We start from the raw sequence: 25,845 nt of genomic DNA on the forward strand, positions 1-25,845 counted from the left end.
CCGTCGTGTCCGAGATCCGCCTTGCCGCTGAAGCCCGTACCGAGTTCGGCAAGGGTGCCGCCCGTCGCGCTCGTCGCGCCGGCTTCGTCCCCGGTGTCGTCTACGGCCACGGCCACGCCCCGGTTCACCTGAACCTGCCCGGCCACGACCTGATGATGGCCCTGAAGACCCCGAACGCCCTGCTGGTCGTGCCGATCGACGGCAAGGACGAGTACGTGCTGCCGAAGGCCGTCCAGCGTGAGGCCATCAAGCGCACCATCGAGCACGTCGACCTGCTGCTGGTCAAGCGTGGCGAGAAGGTCACCGTCGAGGTCCCGGTCCACACCGAGGGCGAGCTGGCCCCGGGCGGCAACCTGCTGGAGCACGTCCTGAACGCGCTGCCGGTCGAGGCCGAGGCCACCCACCTGCCCGAGGCCGTCACCGTCTCGATCGAGGGCCTGGAGGCCGGCGCCTCGGTCCTGGCCAAGGACGTCGTCCTGCCGAAGGGCGTCGCGCTGGCCGTCGAGGCCGACGCCGTCGTGCTGCAGGTCATCGGCGCCCAGGCCCCCGAGGCCGTCGAGGGCGAGGCCGTCGAGGCCTGAGCCCGGTAGCTCTTTCGACCGCTGCCCCGGTCCGCTCCGCTGGAGCGGCCGGGGCAGCGGCGTGTCCGGGATGATGAGGGAAAGTGAGGAGCGGTTGATGAGCGACGAAGCGTACGAGGGCCCCTGGCTGATCGTCGGCCTCGGCAACCCGGGCGAGGGCTACGCCCGGAACCGGCACAACATCGGTTTCATGGTGGTGGATCTGCTGGCCGAGCGGATCGGGGCGAAGTTCAAGGCCCACAAGAGCCGGGCCCAGATCGCCGAGGGCCGCCTGTGCGGGCGGCGGGTGGTGCTGGCCAAGCCGATGACTTTCATGAACCTGTCCGGCGGCCCGACCACCGCGCTGCGCGACTTCTACAAGGTGCCGACCGAGGCGATCGTGGCGATCCACGACGAGCTGGACATCGACTACGCGGCACTGCGGCTCAAGCTGGGCGGCGGCGACAACGGGCACAACGGGCTGAAGTCCATCACCAAGTCGCTCGGCCCCGGCTACCACCGGGTGCGCTGCGGCATCGGCCGTCCGCCGGGCCGGATGGAGGTGGCCGACTTCGTGCTCAAGGACTTCTCCTCCGCCGAGCGCAAGGAGCTCGACTGGTTCGTCGACCGCTCCGCCGACGCGGTCGAGGCGCTGCTCTCCGAGGGGCTCGAACGGGCCCAGGGCAGCTACAACTCCTGACGGCTTTCCGGTGAACGTCTGACGCGGTTTTGACGATTGCCTGACGTGATGTCAATCCGGCGCGCCCCCTTGCACAACGGTCGTGCAACGCTTGCTCCGAGGGAGCGTGATCTGTATGGGAAGGCCACCTCTGATCGGATACGGTCATCCCCTGTACGCGCAGGATTGAGCGCAGGAATCTGGGGGTAAGGACCGTGGTTCGGTCACAACGCGTCCGGGTGGGGCGTGCGGTCGGCGGAGCGGCGATGCTCGTCGGTCTCACCGCGCTGGGTGCACCGGTGGCGCAGGCCGCCGACTCCTCGGGCGGTCAGAACGATGCGCCCGAGCCGGCGGCCGCGCAGCTGACGCCGCCGGTCAGCGGCGGCAAGGTGGGCGGCTCGGCCGGGCTGTACGCGGTCGGCGGCGGCCTGGTGATGGTTGCCGGCGGAGCGACCCTCTGGGTCAAGCGCAAGCGCGCCGGCCAGGTCACCATCCACTGAACCGCCTTGCGGGCAGGGGCCTTTCAGGCCTGTCCGGGTCTTTCAGGGGCGAGGGAGCAACACCAGGGGCGCGGGGGCACTGCCCCGCGCCCCTGGTGTTGCCCCTGGGAAGGGGCCCGGGCGTCAGCCCGTGTTGCGCAGGCCGGCCGCGATGCCGTTGACCGTCAGCAGCAGGGCCCGGGCCCGCAGTGCGTTCTCCGGCCGCCCGGCGGCGACCTCCTCGCGCTGGCGGCGCAGCAGTGCGACCTGCAGGTAGGAGATCGGGTCGAGGTAGGCGTCGCGGACGGTGAAGGTCTGCTTCAGCACCGGGTTGTGTTCCAGGAGTTCGCTCTCACCGGTGAGCCGGAGCACCTCGCGCAGGGTCAGTTCGTGCTCGGCCACGATCTGGTCGAAGACGTGGTGCAGTTCGGCCGGGACCAGCTGCTCGACGTAGTGGCGGGCGATCCGCAGATCGGTCTTGGCCAGCGTCATGGCGACGTTGGACAGGAAGTTGCGGAAGAAGTGCCACTGCCCGTACATCTCGTCGAGCACGTCACCTAGCCCGGCCTCGCGGGCGGCGGCCAGACCCGAGCCGACGCCGTACCAGCCGGGGACGATCTGGCGGGACTGGGTCCAGCCGAAGACCCACGGGATCGCGCGCAGGCCGTCCAGGCCCGCACCGGAGTCGGGGCGGCGGGACGGGCGGGAGCCCAGGTGCAGTGAGGCGAGCTGGTCGACCGGGGTGGCAGCGAAGAAGTACTTGGGCAGGTCGTCCTGCTCGACCAGGGCGCGGTAGGCGGTGTGGGCCGCCTCGGAGACCTGGTCCATCGCGGCGTCCCAGCGGGCGAGTTCCTCGGGGGCCTGGCGCGGCGCGGTGTGCAGGGCGGAGGCGGCCAGGGTGGCCGAGATGGTCAGCTCCAGGTTCTCCCGGGCCAGCGAGGGCAGCAGGTACTTGTCGGAGATGACCTCGCCCTGCTCGGTGACCTTGATCTCGCCCTCCAGAGTGCCCCAGGGCTGGGCCAGGATGGCCTCGTGCGAGGGGCCGCCGCCGCGGCCGACGGTGCCGCCGCGGCCGTGGAACAGGCGCAGCCGGATGCCGTACCGGTGGGCGACGTCGCGCAGCCGGCGCTGGGCCCGGTGGATCTCCCACTGGGAGGTGGTGATGCCGCCGAACTTGGAGGAGTCGGAGTAGCCGAGCATGACCTCCTGGACGTCGCCGCGCAGCGACACCAGCAGCCGGTAGGAGGGGTCGGAGAGCATCTCCTCCAGGATCCGGTCGGCCTGCTGGAGTTCGTCGGTGGTCTCCAGGAGCGGCACGATGCCGATCTTGGCGATCCCGGCGTGCAGGTCGATCAGACCGGCCTCGCGGGCCAGTACGGTGGCCGCGAAGACGTCGTCCGCGCCCTGGCACATCGAGATGACGTAGCTCTCGACGATCTCGTCGCCGAAGCGCTCGAAGCCCTCGCGGATGGTGTTGAAGACGTTCAGGGTCTTCGTCCCGGCGGCGTCCAGCGGGGCCGGGGTCGGGGCCAGCGGGCGGCGCGAACGCAGCTCCTTGGCGAGCAGCTTCTGCCGGTACTCGCGCGGCATGTCGTTGTAGCGCCAGGCCTCCTCGCCGAGCCGGTCGAAGAGCTGGCCGAGTGCGTGGTGGTGCGCCTCGGCGTGCTCGCGCACGTCCATGGTGGCCAGTTGCAGGCCGAAGGCCTCGATGGTGCGGATCGCGCGGGCGAGGCGGCCGTCGGCGATCAGTTCGCCGCGGTGGGCGCGCAGCGAGTCCTGGATCAGCTTCAGGTCGGCGACCAGCTCGCGGGTGCCGAGGTAGTCGCGGCCGGGGACGTGCGGGGTGCCGGCGACCAGGCGGTCGCGGGTGTTCTCCAGCTTGAGGCGGACGCAGGTGGCCTTGAGCCGGTACGGCTCCTCGGCGTTCATCCGCTTGTACCGCGGGCTGAGTTCGGGCAGCAGCTTGAGGTCGGCGTCCAGCGAGGCGAGCAGTTCGTCGGAGGCGCCGGCCAGCCGGACCGAGGTGGAGAGCGAGGCGCGCAGGTCGTCGATGGTGTCCAGGGCGTCCTTGATGCCGTACTCGTGCTGGAGGTCGAGCACGTCCCAGGTGACGTTCGGGGTGACGTTCGGGTTGCCGTCGCGGTCGCCGCCGATCCAGGTGCCGAAGGTCAGCGGGCGGACGCCCTCGGGGAGGCTCAGGCCCACCCGGGCCAGCTCCTCGTGCAGCTCCTCCAGCACCTCGGGGACGGCCTCGCGGTAGAGCTCGTCCAGGTAGTAGACGGCGTTGCGGGCCTCGTCGGTGGGCTCGGGGCGGGCGATCCGCAGCTCGTCGGTCTGCCAGAGCAGGTCGATGACCTCGGCGAGTCTGCGGTCGGCGGAGCGGCGGGCGGAGGTGAGCCGCGCGGCGGCACGATCGGTGGTGGTGGCCGGGTCGGGGTCGGCGGTGGCCAGGCCGGCGGCCGCCTGCTCGCGGTGGACGCGCTCCAGCAACTCGCCGATCCGGCGCAGCTTGTGGAGCACGCTGCGGCGGGCGGCCTCGGTCGGGTGCGCGGTGAAGACCGGGCGCACGGCCAGGTGGGCCAGGGTATCGGCGAGGTGCTTGGGGTCGGCGTCGGACAACTGGTCGGCGGTCTGCGCCAGCTGGGAGCCCTCGCGGGCCCGGCGGGCGGCGAACTCGCGGCCGCGGTGCACCTGTTCGGTGACGTTGGCCAGGTGGAAGTAGGTGGAGAAGGCCCGTACCAGCTTGGCGGCCGTCTCCAGGTCGATGCCGGAGAGGAGTTCGGCGGTGGCCTCGCCGTCGGTGCGGCTGAGCAGTCGTACCTGCTCGACCAGGCCCAGCAGTTCGGGGCCCTCCTGGCGGACCAGGGTCTCGCCGAGCAGGTCGCCGAGGCGGCGGATGTCCGCGCGCAGGGCCGCGTTGTCGGCGACCGTGGCGGAGGGCCGGGTGGAGTTGTCCGCCGACGAGGTGGGGACCGGAGCGGTCACGGCTGGCTCCCTGAGGTGGTGGGGTTCGGCAACGGCTCTCATCACCACTGTGAAGGTGACGTGTGCGGACCGCGCTGTCCGACGCGACCAGCATAGGTGGCACGGGGTGCCGCGACGGTGACATAACCGTATGGCGGACAGCCGGCGCGATCCCGGCCGGTGGCCTCCCGGGGCCGGGCCGGCGCTCCCCGGTGGCGCGGAGGCGTGCGACCGGCGCCGCCCAGCCGATTGGACCGCGCCGGTCGCACCTTCCGAGGAACGGGCGAGGGTGCGCCCGGCCCGCCGCGGAGGTGCGCGGTCGGCCGCGCGGTCGTTCGTGCCCCGGAGGTGTCGCCCCCGGCTGGCCGGGTGTTCAGTGGATGACAATGTCCCCCCCTTAGGCTGTCTCTCATGAGCAAGTCGCCTGAGGGGGGCGGGCCGGTCCATTCACTGTGGTGGTGGCGTCGGCGCCGTAGCGCGCTGCTGGACATCGGTCTGGCCGCATTGGCCGGACTGGAGTGCGCCTACGGGGCGTACGGGACGGTGCACGACCGGCTGGGCTGGAGCGCGGGCCTGGTGGTGGTGTCGGCGGTGCTGGGCGCACTGGCCGGGGCGAGCCTGGTGGTGCGGCGGCGCTGGCCGGCCGTGCCGGTGTTGATGGCGCTGGTCTTCGTCCCCGGCCTGTTCGGCGTCGTGCTGCTGGTGGTCTCGCTGTACACGCTGACGGGGACCTGGGAGTGGCCCTCGCGGCGGGGGCGGGTGCTGGGGCTCTCCGCGGTGGCGCTGCTGGAGACCTTCGCGATGGTGCTGTTCGCCTTCCTCCACCCGATGCCGCAGCAGAGCCGCTCCGACAGCCCCGCGGCCGATCAACTCCCGCCGACCTGGGTGTTCGTCCTGGTGGCGGTGCTGGTCGCGGTCGGCCTGACGGTGCTGCCGGTGGTCACCGGGCTGTACGTGGGCGCGCGCCGCCGCCTGGTGGAGTCGCTCAAGGACCGCGCGCAGGGCCTGGAGACCGAGCTGGCCCTGCTGGCCGAGCAGGCCCAGGAACGCGCGCGCCGGGCCCGGCTGGAGGAGCGCACCCGGATCGCCCGCGAGATGCACGACGTGGTGGCGCACCGGGTCAGCCTGATGGTGGTGCACGCCTCGGCGCTGGAACGCATCGCAGCCAAGGATCCGGAGAAGGCGAAGCAGAACGCCCGGCTGATGGGCGAGGTCGGGCGCCAGGCGCTGAACGAGCTGCGCGAGATCCTCGGTGTGCTGCGGATGTCCGAGGAAGCGCCGGAGCCCCAGGACGGTCTGGAGCGCCTGCCGCGGCTGGTCGAGCAGTCCGAGGCGGCCGGGATGGCGGTGACCCTGACGGTCAGCGGCGCCCGCAGGCCGTTCAGCAGCGAGGCGGAGCAGACCGCGTACCGGGTGGTCCAGGAGGGCCTCACCAACGCCCACAAGCACGCCGCCGGGGCGCAGGTCGCGGTCCTGCTGGCGTACGTGCCGAACGGGGTCCGGGTGGCGGTGATCAACGACCGTGCGGACGGCGACGGGGCCGGCGGCCGGGTGGCACTGCCCAGCGGGGGCAACGGCCTGATCGGGATGCGCGAGCGGGTGGTGGCGCTCGGGGGCAGCTTCTCGGCCGGTCCGGAGGAGGACGGCGGCTTCCGGGTGGAGGCGGTGCTGCCGTCCCGGCTGGCGGTGCCGGCGGAGCGGCTGGCCTGAGGTCGGCGCCGTGGTGGGCGCCGAGGGTGTCAGGCCGGGTAGCGGAGCAGGGCGCGGGTGGCCAGGTCGAACGCGAACGGCTCCGGGATCGGCACGCTGTCGCCGAACCTGCCGTTCCACTGCCGGTGGTAGACGCCGTCCGCGGGCTCGGAGAAGAGCGTGAGTGCGCCGTCGCGGGGGTCGATCAGCAGGTAGAGCGGGATTTGCATCAACGGATAGTCGCGGACCTTGCCGACCAGGTCGTTCTCCGGGTTCGACGGAGAGACGATCTCGACCGCGATCGCGGCCTGTTCGGCAGGGACCTCGTTCCCGCCGAGCTCGACCACCGTGATCGGGATGTAGGTCAGGTCGGGATTGCGGAGCTTGCCGACGTTCGGCGAGGCCAGGTCGGTGTTCTCGCTCGGCATCAGGTCCGCCGGGCGGTGCGCGTCGAACTGCTCCCGGACGATGAGCAGATTGCGCTGGTGGATCACCGACGGCCCCGCCATCATGATGATCTCGTCGCCGGACACCTCGATCTTCCAACCCGACGGCGGGGTCAGACTCCGCGCGTACGCCAGCAACTGGGCGTGACGGTCGGGAACCTGGAACTCGGCCATGCCCTCATCCTGTCACGGCATTCGGCCGAGTCGTGGGCCTGTGCCGCCCGACTTACCGTGGGGTTTACGGGCGGCGGCCGCCTCAGCCGTGTCGTCCCGCGCGCAACCGCACGGTCACGGTGCGCCGCGCGCACGCCGCCGGGCCCGGTGACGGCGCCGCCAGCCGCCTCACAACTCGGCCCGCGTGCCGTCCGGTTGGTCGGCGGCACGCGGGGGCTTGAGGGATCGTCCGGTTGGACTTCGTCAGTGCTCCGGGTGGCGGGGGCGGAGACGGACGGTGTGGGGCTGGCCGTGCAGGGTGAAGGAGAGGTCGAGCCGGCCGTCGCGCCGGAGGAACTCCGTGGTTCGCTCGGCGGCGTCGGGGCGGGTGAGGAAGTAGCGGAAGGCGTCGGCCTGGAGGGTGCCGAGCGGGAGGAGCTTCAGGGCGTCCCAGACGGCGGAGAGGGCGTCCGGGAGGCGGGTGAAGGTCGCGGGGGCGGTGATGCCCTCGATCTCCACGCCGACCGGGGTGTTGTCGGTGCTCGGGGTGTTCATGCCGCGCTCCGCCGGTTCGGGCTGATCAGGCACCAGACGGCTTTGCCGATGCCGCCCGGTCGGGGGTGGCAGCCCCACGCGGTGGAGAGCTGGTCGACCAGCCAGAGGCCCCGGCCGGACTCGTCGTCCTCGCCGGCTGAACGTACGCTCGGAGGGCTGGCGTTGGCGTCGTGGACTTCGATCCGCAGCGCGGTGGGGGAGAGTTCGAAGCGGACCTGGATGAGGCGACCGGGTGGCACGCGGGCGTGTTCGACGGCGTTGGCGACGAGCTCGGAGAGCAGCAACTCGCCGGTGTCCGCGTACTGTTCGCCGCCGTCGAGGCCGGCGAGGAAGTCGCGGAGCAGTCTGCGGGCTCTGCGTGCCGACCTGCGGTGACGTGGCAGCCAGCATGAGTGCTCAACCGGAGGAGTGGGCGGTTTCTCCGAGGTTTTGGGCATGGCGATGCACCTTCCGGGCATGGCGGTTGGACGTGATCAAGTCGGCCAGTGGCCTCGACGACGGCCGAAAGCTGGCATGGGAATGCCCGAGCAACTAGCCGCTGCGATCACTCTGTGTCTCGCGTGAGTTACATCACGTAGCATGCTCCCGTATCGATGCGACTTGCAACAAGAACAGTTGCAACTGTGCAGATTGATTCCTCCTGGCCCCGACGGTCCGTCAGGGGGCAGACTGGCCGGGTCAAAGGAGGACCGGCATGACCGACGAATCAAGGCCGACCGTGCGTGGCCGTCGTCTGGGCTCGGAGCTCCGCCGTCTCCGAGAATCGGTGGGCAAGAGCACCGAGAACGCCGCAGGTGCACTCAAGTGCTCCCGCGCGAAGATCAGCCGGATTGAGACCGGCGCGGTTGGCATTCGGCGACTCGACCTCGGCGTCCTGCTGGACCTCTACGGCGTCACCGAACCAAGAGACAGAGAGGCCCTGGAGAGGCTGGCGCGGGACAGCAAGAAGCGCGGCTGGTGGCACGACTACGGCGACACCATCCCGCCTGCCTACGCTGACTTCCTCGATCTGGAAGGTGACGCCCGGTACATCCGGACCTGGCAACCGCTGGTGTTGCCAGGGTTGTTGCAGACCGAGGACTATGCCCGTGCCCTGTTGGAGGCCAACCCTGCCGCTGTCCGTCCGGAACGCATCGACCAGTTGGTGAAGATCCGGATGGAGCGCAAGGGAGTGCTGGTCAAGCCGGATCCGGCTCGGTTCTGGGCGATTGTCTGGGAACCGGCCCTGCGGTGCCCGGTGGGCGGGGCGGACGTGCACAGGGCGCAGCTGGCTTACCTTGCCGAGGCGGCGCAGCTTCCCAACGTCACGCTGCAGGTCGTGCCACTTGATGTCGGCGCGACCGCTGGGGCATGCGGAGCATTCGTGATGTACGGCTTCACGGACTCCCCGACCCCGGGAGCGGTGTTCCTGGAAACGCTGACAAGCAGCCACTACCTGGAGCAAGAGGCAGAGCTCGACGGCTACGGGCTCGTCTTCGAGTACCTGCGGTCGGCGGCCCTGAACCCTGCTCAGTCGCTGGAAATGATCACCGCTATCGCGGCGGAGACATGAGTTCGAGATCGGATAAGAGGGTGAGCGCATGACCGTGCCGGAGATCTCCGCCCGGGGTTGGTACAAGAGCAGCTACAGCGCACAGGCGAACGAGTGCGTCGAGACGGGGCAGGCCATCGCCGGCGGGATGGCCGTCCGGGACTCCAAGGACCCGCACGGCCCCGCCCTGGTCTTCGCCGCTGACGCTTGGTCGGCGTTCGTGGCCGGGGTGAAGGCAGGCGAGTTCCCGACCGTCTGACCCCGACCCCACGCACGAGACAGCCCTGGCACGGGCGACCCTGCCAGGGCTGTGGCGCATCGAGACCAGAGCCCGCCTACGGCTGGACCTTCAAGCGCTCCGGCATGGCACCGAGCACCAGGCCGGTCACCGCGTGGTCGATGGAGGGGCCGAGGTACCACTCGCCGGTGTGGTCGAGGCTGTAGACGCGGCCGTCCTCGTCGATGGCGAGCAGGGCCAGGCCGTACTGCTCCTCGCCGAGGGGGGCGACCTGGCGGCCGAGGGCCCGGCCGAGGTCGGCGAGGGTGCGGGGCTGGTGCAGGCCGCAGAGCGGGTCGATCAGGAACGGCGTGCGGGCCATCAGCCGCCCGGCGCCGGTCTGGTCCAGGAACAGCCCGCCGAACTCGGCCCAGGCCTCGACGGCGGCGGGGAAGACGGAGTGCTTGGGCCCGGCCGGGTCGCCGTGGCCGGCCAGTTGGTCCGCCCACTCTTCGGCCTGGCGGATGTCCCAGCGTCCCGGGTGCCAGCCGGCGTGCTTGAGCGCGGCGGCGACCTCGGCGGGGAAGCGGGGCTGGGTGCGGACGGCGGACGCGTTCAGGAGGTGCTCCGAGGACTGGGGGCAGAGGCGGTAGTGGGCTGTGCCCACCGGTGGTTCAGGGCGCGGTCGGTCCGACGGCGACGACCTCGACGGTGAGGTGTTCGAGCAGCGGGGTGCAGGAGCGGCACGGCGGCGCGTGCGTACCGTGCGCCGGGTCGCCCTCCTCGCGGATCCGGACGGTGGTCAGCCGGGCGCCTTTGAGCGCCTTGCGGGCGTCCGGGAGGCTGAGCGGTTTGCGCGAGGCGCGTTTGGAGCGGGCCGAGTCCACCTTGTTCAGGTACTGGGAGAGCAGCACCGTCTCCGGGCAGCGCCCGAGGAACCGCTCCCGGTGCTCCATCGGCAGCGTGGCGAGGAAGTCGCCGACCAGCGGGTGCAGGATGGGCCGGGCGTCCGGTTTGTGGCCGGCCAGGGTGTGCACCTCGCCGTTCCTGAGCGAGAGCGCGGCGGCCACTGCGGGCAGCAGGCTGTCCCGGTGGTGGCGCAACACCGGGGCGGCGCCTGGCTGTTCCGGGTGCTGCACGCTGCTCCTCGCTCTCCACTGGCCGGCAGGCTGGAGCTGCCGGAAGTCTGCTGACGGTAGGTGACACCTCGCGGTGAGGATCCAAGACTGCCAAACTTCCACGACAATCGCCGACCCGGGGTGCGGGAGGGCCGCTCGGGCGGTGCTCGGACGGGCGCCAAGTCCTGCCGCCGTTTTCCGGATTCGGGCCACGACCGGTGGCGGCTGCCGGTAGCGTTCGGGCTGCGGGGCAAGGCCGTTCGAACTGCGGGGGAGCGGTTCTGGCCGGTCCCGATCAGGGGCGGTGGGGGCTGCCGGGCAACGAGGAGCCCCGGCGCCGAGCAAGGGGGGTCTTGCTGTGACGTATGCGCCTGCGGGCGAATCGGAGCGAAGCCGGCGGACGGACAGCGCATTAGTCGGGCAGGGGGAGCATCAGGGTCCGTACGCGCCTGATGCGGTCGCCGCGGAGCGGATCGGGCTGGCCGTGGTCGGCGCCGGCTACTGGGGACCGAACCTGGTCCGCAACGCCCAGCAGACGGCGGCGCTGCGCCTGCACTGGCTGTGCGACCTGGACGAGGAGCGCGCCCGCCGGGTGCTCGGCCGGTACAGCACGGTCGGGGTGACCACCTCCTTCGACGAGGTGCTGGCCGACGAGCGGGTCCGGGCGGTCGCCATCGCCACGCCCGCCGCGACCCACTACCGGCTGGTGCGGGCGGCGCTGGAGGCCGGGAAGCACGTCCTGGTCGAGAAGCCGATCACCACCACCGCCGAGGAGGCCGCCGAACTGGTCGACCTGGCCGAGAGCAGCGGGCTGGTGCTGATGTGCGACCACACCTTCTGCTACACGCCGGTGGTCCGCCGGATCCGCGAGCTGCTGCACGGCGGTGAACTCGGCGACCTGCAGTTCTTCGACTCGGTCCGGATCAACCTCGGCCTGGTCCAGCCCGATGTGGACGTGCTGTGGGACCTGGCCCCGCACGACCTCTCCATCCTCGACTTCGTGCTGCCGCCCGGCGTCGTCCCGGTCGGCGTCAGCGCCCAGGCCGCCGACCCGATCGGGGCCGGCCGGGCCTGCGTCGCGTACCTGACGGTACGGCTGAGCAACGGCGCGCTCGCCCACTGCCACGTCAACTGGCTCTCCCCGACCAAGGTGCGGACCACCCTGATCGGCGGCTCCCGGCGCACCCTGGTCTGGGACGACCTGAACCCGCAGGCCCGGCTGGCCGTCCACGACCGGGGGGTGGACCTCACCCCGCCCGAGCGGTTGACCGAGGAGATCCGCCACCAGGCCCAGGTCTCGTACCGGGTCGGCGACATGGTCGCACCCGCGCTGTCCGAGCAGGAGGCGCTGCGCGCGGTGATGGCCGAGTTCGCCGCCACCGTCACCGAGGGCCGGGCCCCGCTCACCGACGGCCGGGCTGGGCTGCGGGTGCTGCGCCTGCTGCACGCCGCCGCCCGCAGTCTCGAACTCCACGGCGCCACCGTGTCGGTGGACGTCGACCAGCTGACCACCACTCAGGAGAGGGCTGTCGCCCAATGAACGAGTCACCGCCCCGAGCCGAAGGGAGCGTCGGCGCCGGGTCAGAGCGCCCGGAGGCGAGCGGGGGGAGTTGCAGCGCTGTCGCCATTGAGGGCTCCCGCTGCCTGGTCACGGGAGGCGCGGGCACCATCGGTTCCACCGTGGTGGACCAGTTGCTCGCGGCCGGGGCCCGCGAGGTCGTGGTGCTGGACAACTTCGTCCGCGGCCGGATGGCCAACCTCGCGCACGCCCGGTCCATCGCGACGGACGGCCGGCTGCGAGTGGTGGACGGCGACATCCGCGACCGCGCGCTGCTGCGCGAACTGCTCGACCCCGGCACCGACCTGCTCTTCCACCTCGCCGCGATCCGGATCACCCAGTGCGCCACGGAGCCCCGGCTCGCCCTGGAGATCATGGTGGACGGCACCTTCGACGTGGTCGAGGCCGCCGCCGAGAAGGGCGTCAGGAAGGTGATCGCCTCCTCCACCGCCTCGGTCTACGGCCTCGCCGACACCTTCCCCACCCCCGAGACCCAGCACCCGTACAACAACGACACCTTCTACGGCGCCGCCAAGGTCTTCAACGAGGGCCTGCTGCGCAGCTTCCACGCCATGTACGGCCTGGACTACGTGGCGCTGCGCTACTTCAACGTCTACGGGCCCCGGATGGACGTGCACGGCAAGTACACCGAGGTGTTCATCCGCTGGATGGAGCGGATCGCCGCCGGGCAGCCGCCGCTCATCTTCGGCGACGGCGCGCAGACCATGGACTTCGTCTACACCGAGGACATCGCCCGGGCCAACCTGCTGGCCGCCGCCGCGCCCGTCACCGACCGGGTCTACAACATCGCCAGCTCCACCGAGGTCTCGCTGCGCGGCCTCGCCGACGCCCTGCTGGCCGCCATGGACTCCGACCTCGACGTCGAGCACGGCCCGGCCCGGGGCACCGCGGGCGGCGTGGTGCGGCGGCTCGCCGACATCTCGGCCGCCCAGCGCGACCTCGGCTGGAAGCCGGAACTCGGCCTGGAGGACGGCCTGCGCAAGCTGGTCGCCTGGTGGCGTGAGCAGTAACCCCGTTTTCCGGTCGCGTAGTTCGGAGTCCGCAGTGTCCACCGTTCCCGTCATGCCCAACATTCCCGTCATGGTGCCGTGGCTCGGCGAGGAGGAGGCCGAGGCCGCCGCCGAGGCCGTCCGCTCCGGCTGGGTGGCCCAGGGCCCCCGGGTCGCCGAGTTCGAACGGGCCTTCGCCGCCCACCTCGGCGTCCCGCACGCCGTCGCCGTCTCCTCCTGCACCACCGCCCTGCACCTGGCGCTCATCGGCGCGGGCGTCGGCCCCGGGGACGAGGTCGTGGTGCCCTCGCTCTCCTTCATCGCCACCGCCAACGCCGCCGCCTACCTCGGCGCCACCCCCGTCTTCGCCGACGTCGACCCGGCGAGCGGCAATCTCACCGCCGAGACAGTCCAGCCGCTGCTCACCGACCGGACGAAGGCCGTGATCGCGGTGGACCAGGGCGGCGTCCCCGTCGACCTGGGCGCCATCGAGGCACTGGCCCGGCCGCGCGGCATCGCCGTGGTCGAGGACGCCGCCTGCGCGGCCGGCGCAACCCTGCGCGGCCGGCCGGCGGGCGCCGGCGCCGGGATCGCCGCGTACTCCTTCCACCCGCGCAAGCTGCTCACCACCGGCGAGGGCGGCATGGTCACCTGCCAGGACGGCGAACTCGCCGCCCGGCTGCGGCGGTTGCGCGAGCACGGGATGAGCGTCTCGGCCGCCGACAGGCACGCCAAGGGCGGGGCCGCCGCCCCGGAGACCTACGACGAGATCGGGTTCAACTACCGGATGACGGACATCCAGGCCGCGATCGGCCTGGTCCAGCTGCGCAAGCTGCCCGAACTGGTCCGCCGCCGCCGGGAACTCGCCGACCGCTACCGCAGCCTGCTCGGCCCGCTGGGCGAGCGGCTGGTCGCCGACCCGGAGCACGGCACGGGCAACTACCAGAGCTGCTGGCTGCTGCTGCCCGACGGCGCCCCCGACCGAGCCGAGGTACTGGAACGGCTCGCCGCCGCCGGGATCTCCGCCCGCCGGGGCATCATGGCCGCCCATCTGGAAGCCCCCTACAAGGGCACCGAACGCGTGCCGCTGCCCGCGACCGAACTGCTCACCCGGCGGTCCCTGATCCTGCCGCTCTACCACTCGCTGACCGAGGAGCAGCAGGACCGGGTGGTCGCCGCGCTGCGCTCCGCCGTGGAGTGAGGGACCGGGGCGCGGGAACCGGGTGAGGCGGGAGGGCGGCTGCCCGGCACGGCTGCTCCGGCGAGCCGGCGGCGCCGTCCGGCCCTGACTCCCGGGGTGCGGCCGGCCCGTCGGGCACGGCTGACCGTGGGCGGCCGCTGTCGCGTGCGACCTCCCGCGCGCCGGGCGTGCGACTCGGCCGTCGGGAGCCGGTGAAGGAGCTTTCCGTAGCGCACCGTCCCCGCGCTCCGGCGCGCTGCGCATGTCCGCGCTCCTGGCGCGCTGTTCCTGCCCTGGGGCGCTGTTCCTGCCCCGGCGCGCGCTGCCCGTGTCCGCGTCCGGGGCACGCTGCCCGGCTGACCATCTGCGTCATCGACCGACCGTCCTGTCCCACAGTTGCCCGAGGGGGCCCGTATGACCACCATTCCGCTCGTCGATCTGCAAGCCGCGCACGCCGAGGTGGCCGAGGAGGTACGCGAGGGCTTCGACCGGGTGCTGGCCACCGGCGCCTACATCAAGGGCCCGGACGTCGCCGCCTTCGAGGCCGAGTACGCCGAGTTCTCGGGGGTCCGGCACGCGGTCGGCACCGCGAACGGCACCGACGCCCTGGAACTGGCCCTGCGCGCGTTGCGGCTGGACGGCGGCGCGGGCGTGGTGCTGCCAGCCAACACCTTCGTGGCCACCGCCGAGGCGGTGGTCCGATCGGGTCTGCGGCCGGTCCTGGTCGACGTCGACCCCGAGTACCTCCTGATCGACCCGGTCAGGGCGGCCGAGGCGCTGCCGGGTGCGGCCGCGCTGATCCCGGTCCACCTGAACGGCCAACTCGCCCCGATGCGGCCCCTGCTGGACCTCGCCGGGGACCGCCCGGTGATCGAGGACGGCGCCCAGTCCCAGGGCGCCCGCCAGGACGGCCGGGTGTCCGGCTCCTGGGGCCGGATCTCCGCCACCAGCTTCTACCCGGGCAAGAACCTCGGCGCGTACGGCGACGCGGGCGCCGTCGTCACCGACGACGAGGAACTCGCCACCGCGGTACGGCTGATCGGCGACCACGGCTCGGGCCGCAAGTACGTCCACGAGACCTTCGGCTTCAACTCCCGGCTGGACACCCTCCAGGCCGTGGTGCTGCGGGCCAAACTGCGCCGCCTGCCCGGCTGGAACGAGGCCCGCCGGGCCGCCGCCGCCCGCTACGGCGAACTGCTCGGCGGGCTGGACGGGATCACCCTGCCGGGCACCCTGCCGGGCAACGAGCACGTCTGGCACCTGTACGCGGTGCGGGTCGAGCACGGCCGGGACGAGGTGCTCGCGAAGCTGCACGCCGCCGGGATCGGTGCGGGCATCCACTACCCGGTGCCGGTCCACCTGCAGCCGGCTTTCCGCGAACTCGGCTACGCCGAGGGCAGCTTCCCGGTCGCCGAGCGGGCGGCGGGCGAGATCCTCACCCTGCCGCTCTTCCCGCAGATCACCGCGGTCCAGCAGGAACAGGTGGCGGAGACCTTGGTCAAGGCGCTGCACTGACCGCCGCGGGGGCGATCGGGAGGGCGGTCGGAGCCCCCGGCCCACGAGCGGCCAGCCGGGATCCGGCGCCGCGTTGCCGTCCGCCACGGCACGCGGTCTCCCGCTTCCCCGGCCGCTCGCCCGATCGCGCCCGAAGCTTCCCGGGCCCGTCCCCTCACGGCGCTGCCGGGACCCCCTAGGCTTACGTCCAGCAATCGGCATGACGAAGGTCGCAGCCAGTGGGGGCAACCAGATGACGACAGGTCGGCCCGGCGCCGCCGCAGCGCCGAACGCGGCGTACGCGGGCCAGGTGGTGTACTTCCCGGACCCGGTACGGGCCGCGAGCCACCCGGTCGGGGTGCGGGTGGACGAGTACGGCTACCCGGACTTCAGCGCGTACGCGGTCGCCGCCGCCGAGGTCGCCGACCCGCCCGAGGGCCTGGGCGTGGACGAAGTGCGGCTCACCGACTACGTGTCGGCCAACGCCGCGCTCTTCACCCAGGGCCACGAGCTCTGGGCCGACCTGGACACCGCCGTGGCCACCCCGCCCGGCTGGACCTGGCACCACGTGGTCGGCCGGGCGGCGCCGGGCTGGCGGCGGATGGAACTGGTCCCGGTCGAGGTCAAGGCGCTGCTGCGGCACCACGGCGGACTGGCCTGTTCCCGGGCCGACCACGGCCGCCGGGGCACCCGGCCGCTCCAGGAGTACCGCCCGACGCACTTCCCGCTCGCCAAGGACGGCGGCGACCCGCTCAGCGTCACCGAGGACCTGGTGCAGCGGGCCGAGCAGCGGCTCGGCCACCCGCTGCCCGCCGCGTACCGCAGCTTCCTCAAGCTGGCCGGTGGCCGGGGACCGGCCGGGGTCGCACTGGACACCGAGTGCGGCCTGCTGCTCGACCAGCCGTTCCTGACGCTCAGCGAGGAGTACGGGATCCGCGATCTGGTCTATGCCAACAAGTGCCTGCGCGACCACCTCACCAAGGACTACCTGGCCATCGCCTACGCCCAAGGCGGGTTGCTCGCGCTCAAGGTACGCGGCTCGCAGACCGGTTCGGTCTGGTTCTGCCTCTACGACGACGCCCGCGACACCGGTGCCCCCGAGAGCCCCGAGGACCGGGTCGCCCGGCTGCTGCTGCCCTGCGGCGAGAACTTCGACGAGTTCCTGCGCCGGCTGGTCGGTAGCCCGCCGGAGCTGGAGACCGTGGCGGGGATGATGGTGGACGGCGGGTTCGTCCGTGCCGTACCGGTGAACTGATGCTGCGTACGGGCACGGGCAGCAGGAGGACTGAAGGGGTGGACCTGGCGTGGTGACGTACGCGCAGGCGCAGGAACTGGCCGACGACTGGATCAACGCCGGGGTACCGCGCTCGCAGCAGCGCGAAGTCCGGGTGCGCGAGTTCGACCTGGGCTTCGTCTGCTGGGCGGAGGACCGGCCCACCGGCCCGTCCGACACCGCGGGCGGTCCGGCCGGACCGGTCGGCCCTGGCACCGAGATCCGGATGGTGATCGCCCGGGAAGGCGGTGCCAGCACGCTCTGGCCGCCGCTGCCCGTCAACGAGGTGGTCCGCCTGTACGAGGAGCAGTACGGCGGGGAGCTGGCCCCCAACCCGGCGGGCGCGGCCAAGCCCGTGCGCGGCACGGTCGAGGCGACGTCCTTCCTGCTCAGCCCCCCGCAGTGGCTGGAGGAGGCCGGGAAGGCGGCGATCGAGGCGGAGGCCGCGCGGCTCGGCGCACCGGCCGGGGCCGCTGCCGCCGCCCCTTCCGCAGCCGATGCCGGTGCCGGTGTCGGTGCCGGCGCGCCCGAGGCACCGCCGCAGTCGGTGCACCTGATCGCGCCGCCCGTCTCCGACCGTCCGGCGGGGGACGCCCCGACGATGCTGGGCCCGTCCGAGCCCCTGGGGACCCCGGCGGCGGGCGTGCCGCCGTTCCCGCCTGCCCCGCCTGCCCCGGCGGCTCCCGTGCCGCCCGGAGCCACCGTGCCCTACCCGGACGGCGTGCTCCGGGGCGAGCCGGCCGCCTTCGGCGCCGCGGGCACTCCCGTGCCCCAGTACACGCCGCCGGCGCCCGCCCCTGACAGCGCTCCCGCCGCCGGTGGCCCGGCGTCGGCCGGTGGTCCGGGGATCGAGTACGCGCCCACGATGCTCGCGTCCGACGGTGTACCGGGCCTGATGGGCCTGCCCGGCGCTCCGGCCGCGCCCGAGGGCCCGTCCGCCGGTGCGCCCGGCCGTTCGACGCCGACCGCACCGCCGCCGCCCCCGCCGGCCGAACTGCGCGGGCCGGCCGCCGCCCAGCCCGGTCCTGCGGCCGGCGGGCGAGGAGCCAGCGCGCCTCCGCCGCCTCCGCCCGCCGAGCTGCGACACGCCCCGGGCACCGTGGGGCATGCCGGTGCGGGTGGCCGCTCGGCGTCGACCGCGCCGCCGCCCCCGCCGCCCGCCGAGCTGCGCGGCGGAGCCCAGCCGCCCGCCGCCCCCGCGACACCGCCGGCCCCCGGCCCGGCCGCGGCGGGCATCGCGTACGAGGCGACCCAGCTGGCCCACGCGATCGAGGTGCCGCAGCCGGGCCACGGCACGCCGCCGCACGGCGGTCCGGCCGTTCCGTCGCCCGCCGGACCGGGCGGTCCCGGCATGCCCGCCGGACCGGGCGGTCCCGGCATGCCCGGCGCACCGGGTGTGCCCGGCATGCCGCCCACGGGACCGGTGCCGGGCGTCGGCTACGGCTACCCCGTGGCCGCGTCGGCGCCTCCGGCGCCCCAGGGAATGCCGGTACCGCCCACCCACCCGGGGCCCGCCCCGGTACCGGGCGCCGGTTACGGCTACCCGGTCGCCGGTGCACCGGTGCCCTCCGGCCCTCCGGTTCCCCCGCCCACGCCCGCCCCGGTACCGGGTGCGCCGGCCGGCGCACCCGGGGTGCCGTCGATCGGGCCCGGCACGGTGGCCGTGGTCAGCTACCGGGCACCGGACGGCTCCGAGCAGAAGCTCATCCACCGCAGCGAGCCCGGCACCCCGCACCCGGAGTGGAAGGCGCTGCACGAGCTGCGCCGTCTCAACGTCCCGCCGGACCAGGTGCTCGAACTCCACACCGACCTGGAACTGTGCGAGGTGCCCGGCGGCTACTGCGCCCGGATGGTGCGCGCCTCCTGGCCGAACGTCCGCCTCAGCCACACCGCCCCGTACGGCCGGGACCACCAGTCCCGGCAGGCGGGCATGGCGGTGCTGGTGGACCACGTCGACCAGCTGCACCAGCTGGCGGCGGCGCCGCAGCGCCCGCGGCCGGTCCGCGCGCCGCTGCCGCCGCCCGGCAGCATTCCGCAGCTGCCGCCGCTCGCCCCGCAGCAGCTGGCGGATGAGCTCGGGCAGGCCTTCGGTCCCGGGGTGTTCCGCTTCGAGCAGCGGGCGGTCTCCCGCCAGGGCGTGCCCGAGGTCGTGGCGCAGACCTTGGTGTGGGCCGGGCTGCCGCGCGACTTCGCGCCGTTCTTCTGGGCCCAGGCCCAGGAGGGCCGGCCGATCCCGACCCTGGCCGAGCTGGCGGCCGAGCGCGGACTGCCGTCCGGCCCGGACTTCGGCGGCTACCTGGTGCTCGGCAACGACTACGGCCGTCAGCTCTGCGTGCAGTACGGCACGGCGGCGGTGATCTCGGTCGAGCTGGAGCCGGGCGGTGAACCGGTGCGCTTCGTCAACTCCGGGGTCCCGGAGTTGGTCCGCAGCCTGGCCCTGCTCGGCCGGATGTGGCGCCTGCGCTACGGCCTCACCCCGGAACAGGCGGGCCGGTGGACCACCGACTTCCAGGCCCAACTGATCGCCATCGACCCGGCGGCGCTGCAGTCGCCGGAGACCTGGTGGGGCGTGCTGCTCGAACAGTTCTGGGACGGGATCCTCTGACCCCCTCGGTCTTGGCCACGGGCCGTGCCGATTCGTCGGCACGGCCCGTGGCCGTCTGGCGGGCAGGGGCGGAATCGGACATTCCGCGGGGCCGGTGCCCCCGGGGAACCAGTGGCGGACTCCCGAACGTCCTTACTGGTCATGCGCGATCCGCAGGAGGTTTCGAGCAAGCGGAACGGGGCTGACCCGCGGCATGCGTTCACGCGGTCGAGCGGCGCTGTCCTGTTTGGGTTTCCTCCCCATGCGCGCAAAATAGGTCAAGAGGGCGGGCCGCCGGTCCCGTCCTCGTCCACGTCCGACCATGGGCTGCGCAGCCCGCGAGCACGAGGGGAAGAGCCCATGAGCGACGCCGTCTCCCAGCACGGGTTCATGCTGTCCCGGCGCGGTTACGCGCCCGAGCAGGTCGAACGGGCACTGCTGTCCCTGACGTCGGAGCGGGACCGGGCGTGGGAGCGGCTCAGCGTGCTCGGTGCCGGCATCCGCGAGATGGAGAAGCGGCTCGCGGACATCGTCCAGGCCGCCGCCGACGCCCCCGCCCCCGACTACCAGGTGCTCAGCGACCAGGCCGCGCGGTTGATGGCCATCGCCGAGGCCGAGGTGACGGCGATCCAGGAGTCCGCCGAGCGCGCCGCCGAGGAGGCCAGGGACAACGCGTACCAGGCCGGACAGCAGGCCACCGTCAGCGCCCGGGAGTTCGCCACCACCAGTCGCGACGAGGCCGACGCCTTCGCCCGCCGCACCGAGGAGCGCACCCGCGCCGAGGCCGAGCGGATCCGCGCGGAGGCCGACCGGGAGGCCCGCAGCACCCGGGACCTCGCCACGGCGGAGGCCGCCAAGGTCCGGGTGAGCGCCGCCGAGGCGGAGGAGCGGGCCGAGGCCAAGCTGGCCGAACTGCGTCGCCGGGCGGACGAGATGTTCGCCGCCGCCGAGGCCAAGGCGGACGTGGAGGACGAGAAGATCTCCGCCACCGCGGAGCGCCGGCTCAGGGAGGCCGAGCAGTACCGCGACGAGGTGCTCGCCGAGATCCGCGGCAGCGACGCGGAGGCCCAGGCCACCGCCGAGCAGCTGATCGCCGAGGCCCGCCGGGAGGCCGAGCGGATCCAGGCGGCCAGCGAGCGCGAGCAGCGGGAGTTCGCCGTCCGGCACGAGCAGGTGCAGCAGCACCTGGACCACATCAAGCAGACGCTGGCCTCGCTGACCGGAGCCGCGGTCGGTGCCGTCGAGGGGGCGGGCCTACGGGCGCTGGAGGCCGCTCCCGCGCGGCCGCGGGCCGCCGTCGAAGCGTCGCGGCCGGCCCTGGCACCGGCTGCGGCCTCGGTCGAGCCGGCGGAGCCGGCCGGGGTGCCGGAGCACGCGACCAGGGAGCTCCGGCTGCCCGCCACCGCCGAGAAGCCCACCACCACCCTGCGGGCGCTCTCCGCCGTTCCGCCGCGGCCCACCACTTCGCCGGAGGTCGTCCCGGCGCGGGCGGCGGAACCGGCTCCGGCTGCGGCGTCCGTCCCGGAGCCCGCCCCGGCCGAACCGGCCGCGCAGGCGTCGGAGGCCAAGACGCGGATCGTTCCGAAGATCGTGATCGTCGATGACGGCTCCGAGTACCCGCGTGAGGTCGTGCACCGCCGCTAGCCCGTGCCCGGGCGCGGTCATGTGCGGGGCGCGCCGGCGTGGCCCCCCGAGGCGTGACCGACCCGGTCCGAAGTTGACGCCGTTCCGCCCCGCCGTCGAGGCGGGCCCGGAGGGAGGGGCCGTCCGCTCCGGCCGCAGGTGCGATCGCCACGGGCCAGGACCCGCGGCGCCCTCCAGGACAGGGCGCCACGACTCCCGGCGAATGGGCACGGGCGCCCCCACCCAGGGTCGCCCGGCCACGCACTCCCGACCCCCATCGGGGTGCGTCGGTGGCCACCGCCTCCATCCCCCACGGTTGGGTGCGGCGGGCACGAACTCCATCTTGCGCGACCACCATGGACGGGCAGTGACAGGAGTATGTCCAGTTCGTGTGATCTCCGCTGCAAGATCACGCTGAGCCCGGCGGTGCTCCTCGCGTGAGCGTCCGCGCTGCGGCGTAGGCTGGAGTTCCCCCGGGCGCGCCGCGTGCCGGGCCGTTCGCGTTGCCCGGCCGGTCGTCCGACGCCTGGGCACTCCAGCCACGGGACGAAGAAGAGACTCGCATGAGCCTGTCCGGACTGCTCGATGTCGTCGTACGGGATGCCGCCCTCGCCGAGGCGATCGAGGCGGCGGCCGCCGGTACCGCCGTGGGGGGCAGGCAGCATCTCGACCTGGTCGGTCCGCCGGCCGCGCGTCCGTTCGCGATCGCCGCGCTGGCCAGGTCGCTGGCGGCGAAGGCGGGTGAGCGGGGCCGTCCGGTGCTCGCCGTGACGGCCACCGGCCGGGAGGCCGAGGACCTGGCGGCCAGCCTGCGCTCGCTGCTGCCGCCCGACGCGGTGGCCGAGTTCCCGGCCTGGGAGACGCTGCCGCACGAGCGGCTGTCGCCGCGCTCGGACACGGTCGGCCGCCGCCTGGCCGTGCTGCGCCGGATCGTCCACCCGCGGGCCGACGACCCGGCGGCGGGGCCGGTCCAGGTGATCGTCGCGCCGGTGCGCTCGGTGCTGCAGCCGCAGGTCAAGGGCCTGGCCGAGCTGGAGCCGGTGGCGCTGCAGCGCGGCGAGCAGCACGACCTGGAGGAGGTGGCCCGCAAGCTGTCGGCCGCCGCCTACGCCAGGGTCGAACTGGTCGAGAAGCGCGGTGAGTTCGCGGTGCGCGGCGGCATCCTGGACGTCTTCCCGCCGACCGAGGAGCACCCGCTGCGGGTGGAGTTCTGGGGCGACGACGTCGAGGAGATCCGGTACTTCAAGGTGGCCGACCAGCGGTCGCTGGAGATCGCCGAGCACGGCCTGTGGGCGCCGCCCTGCCGTGAGCTGCTGCTCACCGACGAGGTCCGGGCGCGGGCCGCCGAGCTGGCGCAGGAACACCCCGGGCTGGCCGAGATCCTGGACAAGATCGCCCAGGGCATCGCGGTCGAGGGCATGGAGTCGCTGGCGCCAGTCCTGGTGGACGACATGGAGCTGCTGCTGGACGTGCTGCCCGCCGGCAGTGTCACGGTGGTCTGCGACCCCGAGCGGGTCCGGACCAGGGCGGCCGACCTGGTGGCGACCAGTCAGGAGTTCCTGCAGGCCTCCTGGGTGGCGGCCGCCGCCGGTGCGGACCGGCCGATCGACCTGGAGGCGATCGACGTCTCGGCCGCCTCGCTGTGGTCGCTGGCCGACGTGCGCGAGCACGCGGCGGAGATCGGGTTGCCCTGGTGGTCCGTCAGCCCCTTCGCCACCAGCGACTCGGCGTCCTCCGCGGGTCCGGAGCTCCTGGAGTTCGACGCCAACACCCTCACCCTCGGCATGCACGCGGTGGAGGCGTACCGGGGCGACACCGCCCGCGCCATCGCCGACGTCAAGGAACGGCTGAACGCCGACTGGCGGGTCGTCATGGTGACCGAGGGCCACGGCCCGGCCGCCCGGCTGGCCGAGGTGCTCGGCAACGAGGGGATCCCGGCCCGGCTGGTCGCCGACCTCGCCGAGGCACCGACCCGGGACGTCGTCCACGTCACCTGCGGCTCGATCGAGTACGGCTTCGTGGACGAGGACCTCAAGCTGACGGTCGTCACCGAGACCGACCTGTCCGGCCAGAAGTCCTCCACCAAGGACATGCGCCGGATGCCGTCCCGCCGCCGCAACGCGATCGATCCGCTGGCGCTCCAGGCCGGCGACTACGTGGTGCACGAGGCGCACGGCGTCGGCAGGTACGTGGAGATGGTGCAGCGCACCGTGCAGGGCGCGACCCGCGAGTACCTGGTGCTGGAGTACGCCCCCGCCAAGCGCGGCCACCCCGGCGACCGGCTCTTCGTGCCGACCGACCAGCTGGACCAGGTGACCAAGTACGTCGGCGGCGAGGCCCCGACGCTGCACCGGCTCGGCGGCGCGGACTGGGCGAAGACCAAGCAGCGGGCCAAGAAGGCGGTCAAGGAGATCGCCGCCGACCTGATCAAGCTGTACTCGGCCCGGATGGCGGCCCCCGGCCACGCCTTCGGCGCGGACACCCCCTGGCAGCGCGAGCTGGAGGACGCCTTCCCGTACGCGGAGACGCCGGACCAGCTCACCACCATCGCCGAGGTCAAGACGGACATGGAGAAGTCCGTCCCGATGGACCGGCTGATCTGCGGCGACGTCGGCTACGGCAAGACCGAGATCGCCGTGCGCGCGGCGTTCAAGGCCGTCCAGGACGGCAAGCAGGTGGCGGTGCTGGTGCCCACCACCCTGCTGGTGCAGCAGCACTTCTCCACCTTCGCCGAGCGGTACGCCAACTTCCCGGTCAACGTCCGGGCGCTGTCGCGGTTCCAGACCGACACCGAGGCCAAGGCGGTGCTGGAGGGCCTGCGCGACGGCTCGGTGGACGTGGTCATCGGCACCCACCGGCTGTTCTCCAGCGAGACCAGGTTCAAGGACCTCGGTCTGGTGATCGTGGACGAGGAGCAGCGCTTCGGCGTCGAGCACAAGGAGCAGCTGAAGAAGCTGCGCGCCAACGTGGACGTGCTGACCATGTCCGCGACGCCGATCCCGCGCACCCTGGAGATGGCGGTCACCGGCATCCGCGAGATGTCCACCATCACCACCCCGCCGGAGGAGCGGCACCCGGTGCTGACCTTCGTCGGACCGTACGACGAGAAGCAGATCTCAGCGGCGATCCGGCGTGAACTCCTGCGCGAGGGCCAGGTGTTCTACATCCACAACCGGGTGGAGACGATCGACAAGGCCGCCGCCCGGCTGAAGGACCTGGTGCCCGAGGCGCGGATCGCCACCGCGCACGGGCAGATGGGGGAGACCCAGCTGGAGAAGGTGGTGGTCGACTTCTGGGAGAAGGAGTTCGACGTCCTGGTCTCCACCACGATCGTCGAGTCGGGCATCGACATCTCCAACGCCAACACCCTGATCGTGGAGCGCGGCGACACCTTCGGCCTCTCCCAGCTGCACCAGTTGCGCGGCCGGGTCGGCCGTGGCCGCGAGCGCGGCTACGCGTACATGCTGTACCCGCCGGAGCGGCCGCTCACCGAGACAGCGCACGAGCGGCTCGCCACCATCGCCCAGCACACCGAGATGGGCGCCGGTATGTACGTGGCGATGAAGGACCTGGAGATCCGCGGTGCGGGCAACCTGCTCGGGGGCGAGCAGTCCGGGCACATCGCGGGCGTCGGTTTCGACCTCTACATGCGGATGGTCGGCGAGGCGGTGGCCGAGTTCCGCGAGTCGCTGGCCGGCGGCGGCGAGCCGGAGGAGGAGCCGCTGGAGGTGAAGATCGAGCTGCCCGTGGACGCCCATGTGCCGCACGACTACGCCCCCGGCGAGCGGCTGCGCCTGCAGGCGTACCGCTCGATCGCGGCGGTGAACTCGGAGGAGGACATCGTCCAGGTCCGCGAGGAACTCACCGACCGCTACGGCAAGCTGCCCGAGCCGGTGGAGAACCTGCTGCTGGTGGCGGGCCTGCGGCTGTTCGCGCGGCGCTGCGGCGTCGCCGACATCACCCTGCAGGGCCCGAACGTGCGCTTCGGCCCGGTCTCGCTGCGGGAGTCGCAGCAGCTGCGGTTGAACCGGCTCTACCCGCGCAGCCAGGTGAAGGCGGCGGCCGAGCAGGTGCTGGTGCCCCGTCCGAGCACCGGCCGGATCGGCGGCAAGCCGCTGGTCGGGCGGGAACTGCTGGACTGGTGCACCGAGTTCCTCACCACTATGTTCGACGACCTGGCGGGCGCGAAGAAGTAGCGCCTGCCACTGGGGTGTTCGGCGGTCTCAGGCTCAAGTGGGCCTGAGGCCGCCCTTCTTCTTGTCCGGCTTTCCTGTCCGGCGCGGTTTTCTTGTCCGGCGCCGCGGGTCAGGCGACGGTCCACTGACCGGTCTGCGGGGCCATGCCGCTGTCGAGGCCTGCCGCCGTCAGCAACTGGCGCCGCAGGCACCCCGACTTCCCGCGCCCGGTCGGCGGCAGTGACAGCAGTCCGACCTTCCGACTGGACCAGGTCGAGGAGTGGTTGCGCGCACAGGGAAAGCTCGCCGAACTGCCTCCGCTGGAGCAGGCCTGGCGGCAGGTCGAGACCCTTCGTGACCCGGCCGGGCACCCCGCCGCACCGCTGGTCGGTACCGGCGCCTTCCTGCTGTTGCTCCGGCACGAGCCCGGCACCTGGGCCGCGCTCGCCGGCGAGCCCGAGACCCGGCTCGCCACCACCCTGCCGCGCGTCCTGCAGCGCCTTGCCGCCCGCCTCCTCGGCGAGCAGGGCGCCGCCCTGCTCGCCCTGCCGACCCTG

General features: G+C 73.0%; 20 protein-coding genes. 14 read left to right on the plus strand and 6 right to left on the minus strand.

Annotated elements, in window-relative coordinates; translation table 11 throughout:
- The first annotated feature begins 5 nt into the window (after positions 1-5).
- The 3 genes from ACZ5ON_RS15410 (at position 6) to ACZ5ON_RS15420 (ending at position 1,739) form a co-directional block, all read left to right on the plus strand.
- Complete coding sequence (locus tag ACZ5ON_RS15410) at positions 6-581, plus strand: 50S ribosomal protein L25/general stress protein Ctc (RefSeq protein WP_465591483.1); 576 nt, start codon at positions 6-8, stop codon at positions 579-581.
- Positions 582-678: 97 nt separating this feature from the next.
- A complete protein-coding gene (gene pth / locus ACZ5ON_RS15415; RefSeq protein WP_465591486.1) occupies positions 679-1,260 on the plus strand; it encodes an aminoacyl-tRNA hydrolase in 582 nt (193 codons plus the stop codon).
- A gap of 245 nt (positions 1,261-1,505) precedes the next feature.
- Complete coding sequence (locus ACZ5ON_RS15420) at positions 1,506-1,739, plus strand: hypothetical protein (protein ID WP_344640210.1); 234 nt, start codon at positions 1,506-1,508, stop codon at positions 1,737-1,739.
- A gap of 123 nt (positions 1,740-1,862) precedes the next feature.
- Here the strand turns inward: ACZ5ON_RS15420 and ppc are convergent, their stop codons facing one another.
- Positions 1,863-4,745 (minus strand): phosphoenolpyruvate carboxylase, encoded by a 2,883-nt coding sequence (gene ppc / locus ACZ5ON_RS15425; RefSeq protein ID WP_465591490.1) that lies wholly within the window; start codon positions 4,743-4,745, stop codon positions 1,863-1,865.
- 348 nt (positions 4,746-5,093) lie between these two features.
- Here ppc and ACZ5ON_RS15430 point away from each other — a divergent pair, with 348 nt between their 5' ends.
- Complete coding sequence (locus ACZ5ON_RS15430; protein ID WP_465591492.1) at positions 5,094-6,392, plus strand: sensor histidine kinase; 1,299 nt, start codon at positions 5,094-5,096, stop codon at positions 6,390-6,392.
- 29 nt (positions 6,393-6,421) lie between these two features.
- Here the strand turns inward: ACZ5ON_RS15430 and ACZ5ON_RS15435 are convergent, their stop codons facing one another.
- The 3 genes from ACZ5ON_RS15435 to ACZ5ON_RS15445 form a co-directional block, all read right to left on the minus strand.
- Complete coding sequence (locus ACZ5ON_RS15435) at positions 6,422-6,991, minus strand: Uma2 family endonuclease (RefSeq protein WP_465591495.1); 570 nt, start codon at positions 6,989-6,991, stop codon at positions 6,422-6,424.
- 243 nt (positions 6,992-7,234) lie between these two features.
- A complete protein-coding gene (locus tag ACZ5ON_RS15440) occupies positions 7,235-7,525 on the minus strand; it encodes a hypothetical protein (RefSeq protein WP_465591498.1) in 291 nt (96 codons plus the stop codon).
- Positions 7,522-7,962 carry an ATP-binding protein gene (locus ACZ5ON_RS15445; RefSeq protein WP_465591501.1) on the minus strand — a complete coding sequence of 147 codons (441 nt, stop codon included), beginning with the start codon at positions 7,960-7,962 and terminating at the stop codon, positions 7,522-7,524. Before ACZ5ON_RS15445 ends, ACZ5ON_RS15440 begins: the two co-directional genes overlap by 4 nt.
- Positions 7,963-8,219: 257 nt before the next feature.
- Between ACZ5ON_RS15445 and ACZ5ON_RS15450 the strand changes: the two genes are divergently transcribed.
- A complete protein-coding gene (locus tag ACZ5ON_RS15450; RefSeq protein ID WP_465591504.1) occupies positions 8,220-9,077 on the plus strand; it encodes a helix-turn-helix domain-containing protein in 858 nt (285 codons plus the stop codon).
- Between the two features lie 28 nt (positions 9,078-9,105).
- Positions 9,106-9,315 (plus strand): DUF397 domain-containing protein, encoded by a 210-nt coding sequence (locus ACZ5ON_RS15455; RefSeq protein ID WP_465591509.1) that lies wholly within the window; start codon positions 9,106-9,108, stop codon positions 9,313-9,315.
- Between the two features lie 76 nt (positions 9,316-9,391).
- Here the strand turns inward: ACZ5ON_RS15455 and ACZ5ON_RS15460 are convergent, their stop codons facing one another.
- Both ACZ5ON_RS15460 and ACZ5ON_RS15465 read right to left on the minus strand, forming a co-directional pair.
- Positions 9,392-9,892, minus strand: coding sequence for an SUKH-3 domain-containing protein (locus ACZ5ON_RS15460; protein WP_465591802.1), 501 nt, complete (start codon positions 9,890-9,892; stop codon positions 9,392-9,394).
- A 55-nt stretch (positions 9,893-9,947) separates the two neighbouring features.
- The gene (locus ACZ5ON_RS15465) at positions 9,948-10,412 is read right to left on the minus strand and encodes a YwqJ-related putative deaminase (RefSeq protein WP_465591512.1); all 465 of its coding nucleotides are present in this window, start codon (positions 10,410-10,412) and stop codon (positions 9,948-9,950) included.
- A gap of 463 nt (positions 10,413-10,875) precedes the next feature.
- On the opposite strand from ACZ5ON_RS15465, the gene ACZ5ON_RS15470 reads away from it, so the two are divergent.
- The 8 genes from ACZ5ON_RS15470 (at position 10,876) to mfd (ending at position 25,309) form a co-directional block, all read left to right on the plus strand.
- Positions 10,876-11,931, plus strand: a complete 1,056-nt coding sequence (locus tag ACZ5ON_RS15470) for a Gfo/Idh/MocA family protein (RefSeq protein WP_465591515.1) — start codon at positions 10,876-10,878, stop codon at positions 11,929-11,931.
- Between the two features lie 104 nt (positions 11,932-12,035).
- Positions 12,036-12,980: an NAD-dependent epimerase/dehydratase family protein gene (locus tag ACZ5ON_RS15475; RefSeq protein ID WP_465591805.1), complete on the plus strand. Its 945-nt coding sequence runs from the start codon at positions 12,036-12,038 to the stop codon at positions 12,978-12,980.
- Between the two features lie 52 nt (positions 12,981-13,032).
- Complete coding sequence (locus ACZ5ON_RS15480) at positions 13,033-14,160, plus strand: DegT/DnrJ/EryC1/StrS family aminotransferase (protein ID WP_465591520.1); 1,128 nt, start codon at positions 13,033-13,035, stop codon at positions 14,158-14,160.
- A gap of 393 nt (positions 14,161-14,553) precedes the next feature.
- Complete coding sequence (locus ACZ5ON_RS15485) at positions 14,554-15,654, plus strand: DegT/DnrJ/EryC1/StrS family aminotransferase (protein WP_465591523.1); 1,101 nt, start codon at positions 14,554-14,556, stop codon at positions 15,652-15,654.
- Positions 15,655-15,886: 232 nt separating this feature from the next.
- Positions 15,887-16,888, plus strand: a complete 1,002-nt coding sequence (locus ACZ5ON_RS15490; RefSeq protein WP_465591808.1) for an SMI1/KNR4 family protein — start codon at positions 15,887-15,889, stop codon at positions 16,886-16,888.
- Positions 16,889-16,937: 49 nt separating this feature from the next.
- The gene (locus tag ACZ5ON_RS15495; protein WP_465591526.1) at positions 16,938-19,511 is read left to right on the plus strand and encodes an SUKH-4 family immunity protein; all 2,574 of its coding nucleotides are present in this window, start codon (positions 16,938-16,940) and stop codon (positions 19,509-19,511) included.
- A gap of 339 nt (positions 19,512-19,850) precedes the next feature.
- Positions 19,851-21,134, plus strand: a complete 1,284-nt coding sequence (locus ACZ5ON_RS15500; RefSeq protein WP_465591530.1) for a hypothetical protein — start codon at positions 19,851-19,853, stop codon at positions 21,132-21,134.
- A 542-nt stretch (positions 21,135-21,676) separates the two neighbouring features.
- The gene (gene mfd, locus ACZ5ON_RS15505) at positions 21,677-25,309 is read left to right on the plus strand and encodes a transcription-repair coupling factor (protein ID WP_465591533.1); all 3,633 of its coding nucleotides are present in this window, start codon (positions 21,677-21,679) and stop codon (positions 25,307-25,309) included.
- Positions 25,310-25,845: the final 536 nt, after the last annotated feature.

The organism is Kitasatospora sp. NPDC032150 (assembly GCF_055579945.1).

What these genes read in the sequence shown, in the direction of transcription:
- ACZ5ON_RS15485 (WP_465591523.1), top strand. Translation starts at nt 14,554, where the DNA reads ATGACCACCATTCCGCTCGTCGATCTGCAAGCCGCGCACGCCGAGGTG.
- pth (WP_465591486.1), top strand. Translation starts at nt 679, where the DNA reads ATGAGCGACGAAGCGTACGAGGGCCCCTGGCTGATCGTCGGCCTCGGC.
- ACZ5ON_RS15455 (WP_465591509.1), top strand. Translation starts at nt 9,106, where the DNA reads ATGACCGTGCCGGAGATCTCCGCCCGGGGTTGGTACAAGAGCAGCTAC.
- ACZ5ON_RS15490 (WP_465591808.1), top strand. Translation starts at nt 15,887, where the DNA reads ATGACGACAGGTCGGCCCGGCGCCGCCGCAGCGCCGAACGCGGCGTAC.
- ACZ5ON_RS15480 (WP_465591520.1), top strand. Translation starts at nt 13,033, where the DNA reads ATGCCCAACATTCCCGTCATGGTGCCGTGGCTCGGCGAGGAGGAGGCC.
- ACZ5ON_RS15445 (WP_465591501.1), bottom strand. Translation starts at nt 7,962, where the DNA reads ATGCCCAAAACCTCGGAGAAACCGCCCACTCCTCCGGTTGAGCACTCA.
- mfd (WP_465591533.1), top strand. Translation starts at nt 21,677, where the DNA reads ATGAGCCTGTCCGGACTGCTCGATGTCGTCGTACGGGATGCCGCCCTC.
- ACZ5ON_RS15500 (WP_465591530.1), top strand. Translation starts at nt 19,851, where the DNA reads ATGAGCGACGCCGTCTCCCAGCACGGGTTCATGCTGTCCCGGCGCGGT.
- ACZ5ON_RS15420 (WP_344640210.1), top strand. Translation starts at nt 1,506, where the DNA reads ATGCTCGTCGGTCTCACCGCGCTGGGTGCACCGGTGGCGCAGGCCGCC.
- ACZ5ON_RS15430 (WP_465591492.1), top strand. Translation starts at nt 5,094, where the DNA reads ATGAGCAAGTCGCCTGAGGGGGGCGGGCCGGTCCATTCACTGTGGTGG.
- ACZ5ON_RS15440 (WP_465591498.1), bottom strand. Translation starts at nt 7,525, where the DNA reads ATGAACACCCCGAGCACCGACAACACCCCGGTCGGCGTGGAGATCGAG.
- ACZ5ON_RS15450 (WP_465591504.1), top strand. Translation starts at nt 8,220, where the DNA reads ATGACCGACGAATCAAGGCCGACCGTGCGTGGCCGTCGTCTGGGCTCG.
- ppc (WP_465591490.1), bottom strand. Translation starts at nt 4,745, where the DNA reads ATGAGAGCCGTTGCCGAACCCCACCACCTCAGGGAGCCAGCCGTGACC.
- ACZ5ON_RS15435 (WP_465591495.1), bottom strand. Translation starts at nt 6,991, where the DNA reads ATGGCCGAGTTCCAGGTTCCCGACCGTCACGCCCAGTTGCTGGCGTAC.